The following is a 13,290-nucleotide window of genomic DNA, read 5'->3' as shown; positions in this document are numbered from 1 at the left end:
GCGGCTGCGAGGCGTAATACGCCACTCACGCCTCGATGAGCGACGGTGACAAGTGCAGTTTGTGCCAAAACGCTGGGGAGTGACGGAACACCCCTTGCCGTGGACGGCACATCTGGACCGGCTGCTTTTCGTGAGGAGGACAATTACAGTCCGAGTCGGGCGCAGGGCTTGTGTAGCGGGACCCAGGAGACATGGCGCGCTGGAAACAATCGTGGAGCGACGACGACCTCAATCGGCTCAGGAAACTTGCAGGGACCAAGCCAATCACGTTGATCGCGAAGGAGCTCGGTCGGACCACGGGAACTGTGCTCGCGAAGGCGATCGAGCAAAACCTTCCCGTCATCCATCGGATCGAGCGAACCTCGCAAGGATCGGACCTGCCTTGAATGTCGTATTCCCGCCGATAGATACCGGGGAATTCAGGTCGACCTCACCTATGCGATCCGGCAACGGGCGTCTGACGGTCGGTCGGGCTCGAAAGGGATCGTTCTCCGCAACTGCGAGTTCTCAACCGAATGTTCCGGTTGGAGATATCATGACCATCAATTTCGACACGCTGAAAGCCTCGCTTGTCCTGTATGGGCTCAACGCGATCTACGCGATCCTGCTGCTTGCAATCGGCTGGTACCTGTCCGGCGCCATGCAGCGCGTCGTCACGCGCATGCTCGCCGTCGGCCATCGCGTCGATCCGCTCGTCACTCTGTTCGTGTCCAGTGTTACGCGCTACGGCGTGCTGGCGGTGGTCGGCATCGCCGTGCTCCAGTTGTTTGGCATCCAGACCGCAAGCCTCGTTGCGGTGTTGGGCGCGACGTCCCTCGCAATCGGTCTGGCGCTACAAGGCACCCTGTCCAATCTCGCGGCCGGCGTGATGCTGCTGCTGTTCCGGCCCTTCCACATCGGCGATGACGTCGAGGTCGGCGGCAAGGCCGGCAAGGTGAGATCGCTGTCGCTGTTCATGACCGAGCTGGTAGCGGCCGACAACACGCAGATTCTGTTGCCGAACGGGCAGGTGTGGGGCGCAGCGATCATCAATCACAGCGCCTATCCCGGCACGGGCGAGGTCAAGGTGACGTTTCCGGTCCGGGCAGGTTCAGCCAATACACTCGCCGACCAGATCTTGAAGGAGTTGCGCGACGATCCCCGCGTCGACGCGCGGACCGAGCCGTCCGTCAACGTGTCCAAGGTGATCGCCGCCGATCCGGCCGCGCCTGTCGTGGAATTGACGGTGAGCGCGAAGGTGAAGCCGTCGGATACCGATGCGGTCAAGCAGCGTGTGCTGGACCACGCCAGCGCGCTGCTGGCGGCGGCGTAGCGTGCATCAGCCCCGCGGCGACCGCGGTGGCCGGCGCTTCACCACATGCCGGCGTGGCGAGCGGGTGACGCGGGGACGCAGTCTCGTTGCGGCGGCGGTGCGGCGCGGCTTGGCCGCGGCCTGCGGGCCGCGGGCGAGTTCCATCAGCATGCGCAGCGCCTCGACCACGGAGCGCTGGCGCACGGCGGTGCGGCCGATCGCGCCAAAACGCTGCTCGCGATGGATGATGCGGCCGTCGCGCGCAGCAGCGGCAAAATGGACGAGGCCGACCGGCTTGCCGGGCGTGGCCCCCCCGGGGCCGGCAATGCCGGTGATGGCCACAGCAAGATCGACGCCAGCACGCTCCAGCGCGCCGACCGCCATCGCGGTCGCGGTCTCCTTGCTGACGGCACCGAAATTGGCGAGCGTGCTGGCCTCGACCCCGAGCATCGCGCGCTTGGCGTCGTTGGAATAGGTGACGAAGCCGCGATCGATGACGTCAGACGAGCCGGGGATGTCGGTCAGGGCGCCGGCAACAAGACCGCCGGTGCAGGACTCGGCGGTCGCGATCGTCAGCTTGCGCATCCGGCACAAATCGAGCAGCGAGCGGGAGAGGGCGCGTGCGTCGCTGCCGCCCATGGCCTAGACGCTCCAAATCTTCTCGTTAAACGGCAGGCGAATGGTGGCGCTCGCGGTGGCCGCGATGCCTTCCTCGCGGCCGGTGAAGCCGAGCCGCTCGCTGGTCGTCGCCTTCACCGCGACGCGGGAGATGTCGACGCCGGAGATCTCGGCGATGCGCGCGCGCATGGTGTCGCGTAAGGGACCGATCTTCGGCCGCTCGCAGATCATGGTGACTTCGAGATTGGCGACGCGGCCGCCGCGCGCCGTCACGCGCTCGATGGCGTATTTCAGAAACCGGTCGGAGGAGGCGCCCTTCCACTTGGTATCGCTCGGCGGGAAGTGCGAGCCGATGTCGCCGTCGGCCAATGCACCGAGGATCGCATCGACCAGCGCATGCAGGCCAACATCGCCGTCGGAATGGGCGAGGAAACCCTTGGTGTGCGGCACGCGCACGCCGCAGAGCATGAGATGGTCGCCGTCGCCGAAGGCGTGCACGTCATAGCCCGTGCCGGTCCTGATGTCGCCGAGCAGGCTGGCCAGGCGCGCTTCCTCGCGCACGAAATCCTCGGGAGTGGTGAGCTTCATGTTGGCAACATCGCCTTCAAAGGTCGCAACCGTCAATCCCGCCCATTCGGCGATCGCGGCATCATCGGTGAAATCGCCTCGTCCGTCCTTTGCCGCGCGACGATGCGCCTCGAGGATGACGTCGAAACGAAAGGATTGCGGCGTCTGCGCGATTCGTAGACTTGCCCGATCGGGTGTGTCCTCGACATTGCCGTCCGCGCTGGTGATCTTGATGGTGTCGGTGACGGGAACGACGGGGATCGCCGCGCCCGTCCGGCTTGCCGCTTCGATCGCCCGCGAGATCACGCCGGCCGAGACGAAGGGACGCGCGGCGTCGTGGATCAGGACGATGTCGGGCTTGTGCCTGGCGAGCGCTTCGAGACCGGCGAGCACCGAGGCCTGACGCGTCGCGCCACCATTGGTCGGCGCCTCGTGCTGCAGCCCTGCGACCGTTGCCGTGAACATGGCGCTGTCGTCGGGGTTCACCACCGGTTGCACGGCGAACACGTCGGCGTGGGTGCTGAAGGCTTCCATGGCGCGGTAGATCACGGGCACGCCGCCGATCTCACGATATTGCTTCGGGCCGCCCGCGCCTGCGCGCAGGCCACGACCGGCCGCGACAAGAACGACTGCGGTGCGCTGTGATTTCGCCATAGGACTCAAATATTCGACTGTTTAAGGAGAGGCGCCGGGCATGGGGTGATTGCCGGCATGCCTCTAGCACGGCAGGCCCGCAAAAAAAGGGGTTTCCCCGGATTGTGGGATTCAGCATTTTGCTGCACTGCACTTGAAAGATTTGCAGAACTGTCTAAACTGTAGGCATGGCGCTTGACTGCACAAGAATTGTGCGCAAGATAGGCCATGGCAGGCGCGATGAGGCCCCTGTCCACTCAATGAGACCGCTGTGACCGGCCCGGCAAGATCAGGCTCTAAGCCGTTGAAAATAGGCGATATTGAAATCGCTACCCCGGTCTTCCTGGCACCGATGTCGGGAGTGACGGATTCACCCGTCCGCCGGCTGGCCGCCGAACTTGGGGCGGGTCTGGTCATCTCCGAAATGACGGCCAGCGATGAGCTCGCTAACGGTCACCGCATGTCGCGGTTGCGCTGCGAAGCGGCCGGGATCGGGCCGCATGTGGTCCAGCTCGCCGGCTGCGAGGCGCATTGGATGGCGGAAGGCGCCCGGATCGCCGAGGCCGAGGGCGCCGACATCATCGACATCAACATGGGCTGTCCCGCCCGCCACGTCACCGGCGGCCAGTCAGGCTCGGCCCTGATGCGCGACCTCGATCATGCCGTCAGCCTGATCGAGGCCACGATTGCCGCTGTGAAGGTTCCGGTGACACTGAAGATGCGGCTCGGCTGGGACGACCGCACCCGCAACGCGCCGGAGCTCGCGCGTCGCGCGGAGGCCGCCGGCATCAAGCTCGTCACCGTGCATGGCCGCACCCGCTGCCAGTTCTACAAGGGCGAGGCCGATTGGGATGCGATCCGCGCGGTGCGAGAGGCCATTTCCATTCCGCTCGTCGTCAACGGCGACATCACCACGTTCGAGAAGGCGCTCGCGGCGCTCGAAGCTTCCGGCGCCGATGCCGTGATGATCGGCCGCGGCGCACAGGGCCAGCCCTGGCTGCCCGGCGAGATCGGCCGGCGCCTGAACGGCGGGGCGGCGGAAGCCACGCCGTCGCTCGCAACGCAGCTGCATTATGTCCGCACGCTCTATGAGGGCGTCTGCGCGCTCTATGGCCTGCGCGTGGGCCTGAAGCACGCGCGAAAACATCTCGGCTGGGCGCTTGATGTCGCGGCCGGTGCGAGCGGCGCGCCGGTCGAGACGCTGAAGGCCTGGCGCCGGAACATCCTCACATCTGAGGATCCGGGCCTCGTCCACCGCTCACTTCAGGATGCCTTCGACGATTTCGCATGGAGCGCCGCTGCATGAGCTCAGCTGCTGACCATCGCCGGCCGCTTCTGTCCGAGAGCGACGCGATCCTGGATGCCTTGCCCAATCCCGTGCTGATGATCGGACCGGACGGCAAGATCGTCGCAGCCAATATTGCGACCGAAGCGTTCTTCGATATCTCGACGCAGTTCTTGAAGCGGCAGTCGCTGAAAGAGCTGGTGCCGTTCGGCAGTCCCTTGCTGGCGCTGATCGACCAGGTGCGCTCGTCGAACTCGCCGGTCAATGAATACAAGGTCGATCTTGGCACACCGCGCATGGGCGGCGACCGCCAGGTCGATCTGCATGTCGCGCCGCTCACCGAACGGCCCGGCCACATCGTGGTGATGCTTCAGGAGCGCTCCATCGCCGACAAGATGGACCGGCAGCTCACCCATCGCAGCGCCGCCCGTTCGGTGATTGCGCTGGCCGCCATGCTGGCACACGAGATCAAGAACCCGCTCTCCGGCATCCGCGGCGCGGCACAGCTGCTGGAGCAGCAGGCCTCGTCCGAAGACCGCATGCTGACCCGCCTGATTTGCGACGAAGCCGACCGCATCGTGACGCTGGTCGACCGCATGGAGGTATTCGGCGACGAGCGGCCCGTGGTGCGCGGCCCCGTCAACATCCATTCGGTGCTCGACCACGTGAAGCGGCTGGCGCAGTCGGGCTTTGCCCGCAACATCCGCTTCATCGAGGATTACGATCCGTCGCTACCGCCGGTGCTGGCCAACCAGGACCAGCTGATCCAGGTGTTCCTCAATCTGGTGAAAAATGCCGCCGAAGCGCTGATCGACGTCCCCGACGCCGAGATCCAGCTCACCACCGCGTTCCGGCCCGGCGTGCGCCTGTCGGTCCCCGGTCAAAAATCCCGGGTATCCCTGCCGCTTGAATTCTGCGTGAGGGACAATGGACCAGGCGTGCCGGACGATCTTCTGCCCAATCTGTTCGATCCCTTCGTGACCACCAAGCAGACCGGCTCTGGCCTCGGTCTTGCGCTGGTCGCCAAGATCATTGGCGATCACGGGGGCATCATCGAATGCGAGTCTCAGCCGCGCAAGACCACCTTTCGCGTGCTGATGCCGATGTATTCCACATCGGTGAAACATCCCGATCACAGCAGTCGCGACGGCTCTGCCGGGAAGTCGTCGTCTGCATCACAGGGGGCAAAATGAGGATTAACGATGCCCGCAGGTAGCATTCTCGTAGCTGATGACGACACCGCCATCCGCACGGTTCTCAACCAGGCGCTTTCCCGGGCCGGGTATGAAGTCAGGCTGACCGGCAATGCCGCGACGCTGTGGCGCTGGGTCAGCCAGGGAGAGGGCGATCTCGTCATCACCGACGTGGTGATGCCGGACGAAAACGCCTTCGACCTGCTGCCACGGATCAAGAAGATGCGGCCAAATTTGCCGGTCATCGTCATGAGCGCGCAAAACACCTTCATGACGGCGATTCGCGCCTCCGAGCGCGGCGCCTATGAATATCTGCCAAAGCCCTTCGACCTGAAGGAGCTGATCGCCATCGTCGGCCGTGCACTAGCCGAGCCGAAGGAGCGGGTCGCGACGCCTGACGACGACGCCGAGATGGAGGCGATCCCGCTGGTCGGCCGCTCGCCGGCGATGCAGGAAATCTACCGCGTGCTCGCGCGGCTCATGCAGACCGACCTCACCGTGATGATCACGGGCGAGTCCGGCACCGGCAAAGAGCTGGTGGCGCGCGCGCTGCACGATTACGGCAAGCGCCGCAACGGCCCGTTCGTTGCGGTCAACATGGCGGCTATCCCGCGCGACCTCATCGAGTCCGAATTATTCGGCCATGAGCGCGGCGCCTTCACCGGCGCCAACACCAGAGCGTCGGGCCGCTTCGAGCAGGCCGAGGGCGGCACGCTGTTCCTCGACGAAATCGGCGACATGCCGATGGAGGCGCAGACCCGCCTGCTGCGCGTGCTGCAGCAGGGCGAATACACCACGGTCGGCGGCCGTACGCCGATCAAGACGGACGTGCGCATCGTCGCTGCCTCCAATAAGGATCTGCGCGTCCTGATCCAGCAGGGTCTGTTCCGCGAGGATCTTTTCTTCCGCCTCAACGTCGTGCCGCTGCGGCTGCCGCCCTTGCGCGAACGTATCGAGGACCTGCCCGATCTGATCCGTCACTTCTTCGCGCTGGCCGAGAAGGACGGCCTGCCGCCGAAGAAGCTCGATTCGCTGGCGCTGGAGCGGCTGAAGCAGCATCGCTGGCCCGGCAACGTGCGCGAGCTCGAAAACCTCGCCCGGCGCCTCGCTGCGCTCTATCCGCAGGACGTGATCACGGCCTCCGTCATCGACGGCGAGCTCGCGCCGCCCTCGGTCAGCCCAGGTGCTGCGGTCCAGCAGGGCGTCGACAATCTTGGCGGTGCGGTGGAGGCCTATCTCTCGTCGCACTTCCAGGGCTTCCCGAACGGCGTGCCGCCGCCGGGCCTCTATCACCGCATCCTCAAGGAGATCGAGGTGCCGCTGCTCACTGCCGCGCTGGCCGCCACCCGCGGCAACCAGATCCGCGCCGCCGATCTGCTCGGCCTCAACCGCAACACGCTGCGGAAGAAGATCCGGGATCTCGATATCCAGGTGTATCGGAGCGGGGGCTAATTTCGGAACGGCGGCTCAGCTCCCCCTGCCAAAGGTGAGCTGAGCCTGTCCGCATCATCGGGCTGAAATGTTCCGCCGGATCTGACCAGGCGCGCCACGACCGGCTGCGTATTGGCATCTCCGCCGTCTGGTCCTGCCTGCTGGGGCCATTGACCAAGAGGTCAGTAGCCACGATCAGCAGCAGCATCGCCGTCACCGTGATCACGAGAAAAATCCTGTCCATGCCGGGTCAAGCCGGGATGGCCTGATTCTGTTCCGGCCGCCACCCCTGTGGATGCGCTCGTCCGTCGCGGCGCGGACGCCGTGGAATTGTCACAATTCGGCAACAATGTGGTACGAATACATCAGTACCCGCCCATCGCGGACCCGTTTTCAGCACCCCATTGCCGGAATGACCAGCGCAGACACCTCGGCCGCATCCTTTGACACGGCCCCAGCGGAAGAGCCCCGGCGTTGGTCGGTGCGGCGCTGGCTGGTGCCGTTTGCGGTGGCGCTGGCGCTGTTGTCGGGCCTCCTGACCTTCCTAGTCCTCACCGGCCTCACCAGGATCGATCCGACGCCGGAGGTGGTCCGCTCGTTCTACCTGATCAATGCGGGCACGATCCTGCTGCTGGTCGGCATCATCGTGCGCGAGCTCTGGCAGCTGATCCTGGCGCGGCGGCGGGGCAGGGCGGCGGCGCGCCTGCATGTCCAGATCGTCAGCCTGTTCTCGATCGTCGCGGTGCTGCCGGCGGTGCTTGTTTCCGTCGTCGCCAACGTCACGCTCGAACGCGGTCTCGACCGGCTGTTCTCGGGGCCGACCAAGGAAGTCATCCAGAACTCGCTGGATATCGCACGGGCCTACATGCAGGACCATGCGCAATTGATCCGCGGCGACATCATTGGCATGGCCAATGACATCGCCCATGCAAGGCCACTCTACGACCAGGATCGCCGGTCGTTCCGCGAGCTGCTGACCGCCAGCGCCGGCTCCCGCAATCTGCCGGGCGCGATGATCATCGACAAGAACACCAATATCCTGGAGTCAGCTGACACCGGCATGCGACTGGCGTATTCGCCCCCGGCGCCGGACTTCCTCAGCAACGTCAACGAATCCGAGCCCGAGATCGCGGTGCTGCCAGATGCGAGCTACGTCGCGGCAGTGATCCGCCTGCGCGCCTTCAGCGACACCTTCCTGTACGTGGCACGGCCACTCGATCCGAAGGTCGTCAGTCAGCTCAAGCAGACCGAGATCAGCGTCGCCGAATACGCCCAGATCGAGTCGCGCCGGCTCGGCATTCAGGTGGCGTTTGCGCTGATGTTTGCGGTGATCGCGCTGACCATCCTGATGGCCTCTGTGCTGATCGGCCTGAACTTCGCCAACTCGTTGGTGGCGCCGATCCGGCGGCTGATGAACGCGGCCCACACCGTCTCGACCGGCGACCTCCATGTGAAGGTGCCCGTGCACCAATCGGAAGGCGATCTCGCCCAGCTCGGCGAGACCTTCAACAAGATGACGCAGGAATTGCGCAGCCAGCGCGACGAGCTCGTCAACGCCAGCGACCTCATCGACAGCCGCCGCCGCTTCATCGAGGCGGTGCTGTCCTCTGCAAGCGCCGGCATCATCGGCGTCGACACCTCGGGCAGCGTCGGCATCCTCAACCGCTCCGCCGAGAAGCTGATCGGGCATTCCGAGGCCGAGACGCTCGGTCATCCGCTCTCCGACGTGCTGCCCGAGCTCGACGAGATGATGAAGACGTCGCGGGAAGGGACCCAGCGCCTGGTGCAGGGCCAGATCACGATCACGCGCGACGGCACCGAGCGAAATCTTTCAGTGCGCGTCAGCGCCGAGAAGAACCAGCCGCACGACAGCTACATCATCACGCTCGACGACATCACCGAGCTGGTGTCGGCGCAGCGCACCTCGGCCTGGGGCGATGTCGCGCGCCGTATCGCCCACGAGATCAAGAACCCGCTGACGCCGATCCAGCTCTCCGCCGAGCGCATCCGCCGCAAGTTCGGCAAGGACATTACCGAGGCCAAGGACAAGCAGATCTTCGAGCAGTGCACCGACACCATCGTGCGCCAGGTCGACGATATCAGGCGCATGGTCGACGAGTTCTCGCGCTTTGCGCGGATGCCGAAGCCCGTGATGGAAGGCGAGGACGTCGCCGACACCGTGCGGCAGGCGGTGTTCCTGATGAAGGTTGCCCATCCCGAGATCGAGATTGAGGCCGAGTTCAGGGACGATCCGCTGCGCGCCCAGTTCGACCGGCGGCTGATCTCGCAGGCGGTCACCAACATCATCAAGAACGCCACCGAGGCGATCGAGCAGGTCCCGGCGGAGGAGCTCGGCAAAGGCCGTATCGACGTCGTGGTGTCGCGCGAGGACGAGGACGTGCTGATCGACGTCGTCGACAACGGCATCGGCCTGCCCAAGGTCGCGCGTTCGCGGCTGCTCGAGCCCTATGTGACGACGCGCGCCAAGGGCACCGGCCTTGGCCTCGCCATCGTCGGCCGCGTGCTGGAAGACCATGGCGGCCGCATCGAGCTGAAGGACGCCTCCGACTTCCGCGAAGGCCAGCGCGGCGCCTGGATGCGGATGCGCTTTGCGATCTCCGGCGAGGCCAAGAAGGCCGAGGGAGCCGAGCAGGCGCAGGAAACAAAAGAGCCGGCGGGCGAAACCAAAGAGCCCGCTGAAAAGACCAATGATTCAACGAAAATCGAAGCCTCATCAGGCATCTGACAAGATAGGCGCGACCCCATGGCAAGTGAAATTCTGATTGTCGATGATGAGGCCGATATTCGGGATCTCGTTGCGGGCATCCTCGAGGACGAGGGTTTCGTCACCCGAACCGCACGCGACAGCGACTCGGCCTTGGCCGAAATCGCCAATCGCCGGCCGCACCTGGTGTTCCTCGACATCTGGCTGCAGGGCTCCAAGCTCGACGGCTTGCAGCTGCTCGAGCAGGTCAAGAAGGACAATGCCGATCTGCCTGTCGTGATGATCTCCGGCCACGGCAACATCGAGACCGCGGTCGCCGCGATCAAGCGCGGGGCCTATGACTTCATCGAGAAGCCGTTCAAGGCGGACCGGCTGATCCTGGTCGCCACCCGCGCGCTGGAAAACTCGCGGCTCAAGCGCGAGGTCAAGGAGCTGAAGCAGCTCGCGCCGAGCGCCAGCCAGCTCGTCGGCCGTTCCCCGAGCGTGAACCAGCTGCGCCAGACCATCGAGCGCGCGGCCAAGGCCAACAGCCGCATCCTGATCGTCGGCCCCGCCGGCGCGGGCAAGGAATTGGCCGCCCGTACGCTGCACACGGCCTCGGGCCGCGCCGACGGCCCCTTCGTCGTCATCAATGCCGCCGCGATCACGCCGGAGCGGATGGAGCACGAGCTGTTCGGCGTCGAGCAGTCCAACGGCGAGCAGCCGCGCAAGGCGGGTGCACTCGAGGAAGCCCATGGCGGCACGCTGTTCATCGACGAGATTGCGGACATGCCGCGCGAGACCCAGAACAAGATCCTGCGCGTGCTGGTCGAGCAGTCGTTCCAGCGCGTCGGCGGCACCGGCAAGGTTCAGGTCGACGTCCGAATCATCTCCTCGACCGCGCGCAACCTCGAGGAGGAGATCGCGGTCGGCCGTTTCCGCGAGGACCTCTATCATCGGCTTTCGGTGGTGCCGATCCGCGTGCCCGCGCTCTCGGAGCGGCGCGAGGACATTCCGGAGCTGATCGACTATTTCATGGAGCAGATCTCGGCCGGCAGCGGCCTGCCCAAGCGGCAGATCGGGCAGGACGCGATGGCGGTGCTGCAATCGCATGTCTGGCCGGGCAATGTGCGCCAGCTCCGCAACAACGTTGAGAGAGTCATGATTCTGGCCGCGGGCGGACCGGAGGTGATTATCACCGCCGATATGCTGCCGCAGGATGTCGGCTCGATGGTGCCGGCGATGCCGACCAGCAACAATGGCGAGCACATCATGGGCCTACCGCTGCGCGAGGCTCGCGAAGTGTTCGAGCGCGACTATTTGATTGCCCAGATCAGCCGTTTTTCAGGAAATATTTCTCGCACGGCCGAGTTTGTTGGCATGGAACGTTCGGCGCTGCATCGGAAGTTGAAGGCGCTGGGCGTCGGCTGAGGCCCCGGCGCCCCGGTCAGACCGCAGGGATAAGCGAGAAAAATCATCGATTTCCGTAGTTTTTCGGGGCAATCGAGCAGGCCCTGCCGCGTCAAGCGGCTTGCCTAACAAGCCGACCTGTCCTCTAATTGATCTGCCGTTCCTCCGAGGGGGATCTCATGAGGGACGGCAACCGGAAGAAGGCCTCTTTTTTGAAAACAGGGTCACGACCGGCGCAATAAAAAGAAACTCAAAGCGAGAAAAAAACAATGGCGGCAGACCGCGCACAAAACCTGCAGGACACTTTCCTCAATCACGTTCGCAAAACCAAAACGCCACTGACGATCTTTCTGGTCAACGGAGTGAAGCTCCAGGGCATCGTGACCTGGTTCGACAATTTCTGTTTGCTGCTTCGGCGCGACGGTCATTCGCAGCTCGTCTACAAGCATGCGATCTCGACCATCATGCCGGGCGCTCCGATCCAGCTGTTCGAAGGCGGCGAGGATCAGCCGGCTTGAGAGTGATCTGATTGGAACCCCGGAATTTCGACGGGGATGCCGACCGTCCGCGGTCGGCAGGGGCTAAGCAGACGGGGCGGGTGCTTGTCATCGGCCCCTATTTGCGAGTGCGCGCAGGCGGTGCCGACGCGCAATCGGAGAGTCACATCCAGCGCGACGCCGAGGCCCGGCTCGACGAAGCCACCGGCCTCGCGCGCGCCATCGATCTCGTCGTTGCCGACGCCGTCATCGCGCCGATCAGCCAGATCCGGCCCGCGACCTATATCGGCAAGGGCAAGGTCGAGGAGATCGCCGCGCTGGCCAAGAGCCTCGACGCCGAGCTCGTGGTGATGGATTGCGCGCTGGCGCCGATCCAGCAGCGTAATCTCGAGAAGGAGCTGCACGCCAAGGTGCTCGACCGCACCGGGCTCATTCTGGAAATCTTCGGCCGCCGCGCCAAGACCAAGGAGGGCTCGCTCCAGGTCGAGCTTGCGCATCTCAATTACCAGCGCTCGCGCCTGGTGCGATCGTGGACCCATCTCGAGCGCCAGCGCGGCGGTTTCGGCTTCATGGGCGGTCCCGGCGAGACGCAGATCGAGGCCGACCGCCGCCTGATCCAGGAGCGCATCTCCAAGCTCGAGGGCGAGCTGAAGAAGGTGCAGGCGACGCGGCGGCTGCATCGCGCTGGTCGCCAGCGCGTGCCGTATCGCGTCGTCGCGCTGGTCGGTTACACCAATGCCGGCAAGTCGACGCTGTTCAACCGCCTGACCCGTGCCGACGTGCAGGCCGCCGACATGCTGTTTGCAACCCTCGATCCCACCTTGCGCGCGCTGACGCTGCCGCATGGCGGCAAGGCGATGCTGTCGGACACCGTCGGCTTCATCTCCAATTTGCCGACCCAGCTCGTCGCCGCCTTCCGCGCCACGCTGGAAGAGGTGCTGGAGGCCGACGTCATCCTGCATGTGCGCGACATCTCGCATGAGGATGCCGAGGCGCAGCAGAGCGACGTCGATGCGGTGCTGCGCCAGCTCGGTATCAACCCCGACGATTCCGGTCGCATCATCGAGGTCTGGAACAAGATCGACCGTTACGATGCCGAGCAACGCGAAGAGCTGCTCAACATCGCAGCGCGCAGGCCCGAGGATCATCCGGCGATGCTGGTCTCGGCTGTATCAGGCGAGGGGATCGACGCACTGCTCGCCACGATCGAGGAACGGCTGGCGGCCACGCGCACCACGCTCGACCTCTCCATCGATGCCGCCGACGGCGCCGGCATCTCCTGGCTGCACCGCAATTCCGAGGTGCTGGCCAAGGAGTTGCACGACGGCCGCTTCGACATGACCGTGCGGGTGGACGAGACCAAGCGGGATATCGTGGTGAACAGGTTCGACGCCGTGCCGCGCGTGGCGTGATCTCTCCCCACGTCGTCCCGGACAAGCGTAAGCGCAGATCCGGGACCCATGACCACGGACGGCTGGAATTGGCACGCTGGTGGCTCCAGCCTGCTTCAACATGTACGGTCGGGGTAATGGATCCTGGCCTTCGCCGCGACAACAGCGGAGTTAGACTAGAGCGTTAGCCGATCAGGTTGCAAGTACCCTGCGGCCACGAAGTAGTTTGTGGATTCTGCGGGCGTGTAGGTGTCGACGATGCGACCAATA

The 13,290-nt window shown here is 64.9% G+C and carries 10 protein-coding genes; 8 read left to right on the top strand and 2 right to left on the bottom strand.

The genetic code is table 11. The annotated features are described in order from the left end of the window. Window positions 1-535: 535 nt before the first annotated feature. Window positions 536-1,312 (top strand): mechanosensitive ion channel family protein, encoded by a 777-nt coding sequence (locus tag ABID58_RS31670; RefSeq protein ID WP_148752268.1) that lies wholly within the window; start codon window positions 536-538, stop codon window positions 1,310-1,312. Window positions 1,313-1,318: 6 nt separating this feature from the next. On the opposite strand, the gene ABID58_RS31665 is transcribed toward ABID58_RS31670, so the two are convergent. Beyond that, window positions 1,319-1,930, bottom strand: a complete 612-nt coding sequence (locus ABID58_RS31665; protein ID WP_354036824.1) for a CinA family protein — start codon at window positions 1,928-1,930, stop codon at window positions 1,319-1,321. A 3-nt stretch (window positions 1,931-1,933) separates the two neighbouring features. Continuing rightward, window positions 1,934-3,130, bottom strand: a complete 1,197-nt coding sequence (locus ABID58_RS31660) for a bifunctional 2-C-methyl-D-erythritol 4-phosphate cytidylyltransferase/2-C-methyl-D-erythritol 2,4-cyclodiphosphate synthase (RefSeq protein WP_354036823.1) — start codon at window positions 3,128-3,130, stop codon at window positions 1,934-1,936. 283 nt (window positions 3,131-3,413) lie between these two features. Here ABID58_RS31660 and dusB point away from each other — a divergent pair, with 283 nt between their 5' ends. From dusB to hflX, 7 genes are all read left to right on the top strand, one after another. Then, window positions 3,414-4,415 carry a tRNA dihydrouridine synthase DusB gene (dusB, locus tag ABID58_RS31655; protein WP_354036822.1) on the top strand — a complete coding sequence of 334 codons (1,002 nt, stop codon included), beginning with the start codon at window positions 3,414-3,416 and terminating at the stop codon, window positions 4,413-4,415. Next, window positions 4,412-5,587, top strand: a complete 1,176-nt coding sequence (locus ABID58_RS31650) for a two-component system sensor histidine kinase NtrB (RefSeq protein ID WP_148752261.1) — start codon at window positions 4,412-4,414, stop codon at window positions 5,585-5,587. Before dusB ends, ABID58_RS31650 begins: the two co-directional genes overlap by 4 nt. 9 nt (window positions 5,588-5,596) lie before the next feature. Continuing rightward, on the top strand, window positions 5,597-7,039 hold the full coding sequence (gene ntrC / locus ABID58_RS31645; RefSeq protein ID WP_148752259.1) for a nitrogen regulation protein NR(I): 1,443 nt from the start codon (window positions 5,597-5,599) through the stop codon (window positions 7,037-7,039). Between the two features lie 391 nt (window positions 7,040-7,430). Beyond that, on the top strand, window positions 7,431-9,764 hold the full coding sequence (locus tag ABID58_RS31640; RefSeq protein ID WP_354036821.1) for a sensor histidine kinase NtrY-like: 2,334 nt from the start codon (window positions 7,431-7,433) through the stop codon (window positions 9,762-9,764). 18 nt (window positions 9,765-9,782) lie between these two features. Next, on the top strand, window positions 9,783-11,153 hold the full coding sequence (gene ntrX / locus ABID58_RS31635; RefSeq protein ID WP_148752256.1) for a nitrogen assimilation response regulator NtrX: 1,371 nt from the start codon (window positions 9,783-9,785) through the stop codon (window positions 11,151-11,153). Window positions 11,154-11,401: 248 nt separating this feature from the next. Beyond that, a complete protein-coding gene (gene hfq / locus ABID58_RS31630) occupies window positions 11,402-11,650 on the top strand; it encodes an RNA chaperone Hfq (RefSeq protein ID WP_007591126.1) in 249 nt (82 codons plus the stop codon). 11 nt (window positions 11,651-11,661) lie between these two features. Beyond that, the gene (hflX, locus tag ABID58_RS31625; RefSeq protein WP_354036820.1) at window positions 11,662-13,041 is read left to right on the top strand and encodes a GTPase HflX; all 1,380 of its coding nucleotides are present in this window, start codon (window positions 11,662-11,664) and stop codon (window positions 13,039-13,041) included. Window positions 13,042-13,290 lie beyond the last annotated feature (249 nt).

Origin of the sequence: Bradyrhizobium sp. S3.2.6, assembly GCF_040546885.1 — a bacterium.
Taxonomy (GTDB): Bacteria; Pseudomonadota; Alphaproteobacteria; order Rhizobiales; family Xanthobacteraceae; genus Bradyrhizobium; species Bradyrhizobium cytisi.
This window is presented reverse-complemented; position numbering and strand designations above follow the sequence as displayed.

Excerpts from the sequence above, each read along its gene's own strand:
- ABID58_RS31640 (WP_354036821.1), top strand. The coding sequence starts at position 7,431 with ATGACCAGCGCAGACACCTCGGCCGCATCCTTTGACACGGCCCCAGCG.
- ABID58_RS31650 (WP_148752261.1), top strand. The coding sequence starts at position 4,412 with ATGAGCTCAGCTGCTGACCATCGCCGGCCGCTTCTGTCCGAGAGCGAC.
- ABID58_RS31670 (WP_148752268.1), top strand. The coding sequence starts at position 536 with ATGACCATCAATTTCGACACGCTGAAAGCCTCGCTTGTCCTGTATGGG.
- ntrC (WP_148752259.1), top strand. The coding sequence starts at position 5,597 with ATGCCCGCAGGTAGCATTCTCGTAGCTGATGACGACACCGCCATCCGC.
- ABID58_RS31665 (WP_354036824.1), bottom strand. The coding sequence starts at position 1,930 with ATGGGCGGCAGCGACGCACGCGCCCTCTCCCGCTCGCTGCTCGATTTG.
- ntrX (WP_148752256.1), top strand. The coding sequence starts at position 9,783 with ATGGCAAGTGAAATTCTGATTGTCGATGATGAGGCCGATATTCGGGAT.
- hfq (WP_007591126.1), top strand. The coding sequence starts at position 11,402 with ATGGCGGCAGACCGCGCACAAAACCTGCAGGACACTTTCCTCAATCAC.
- ABID58_RS31660 (WP_354036823.1), bottom strand. The coding sequence starts at position 3,130 with ATGGCGAAATCACAGCGCACCGCAGTCGTTCTTGTCGCGGCCGGTCGT.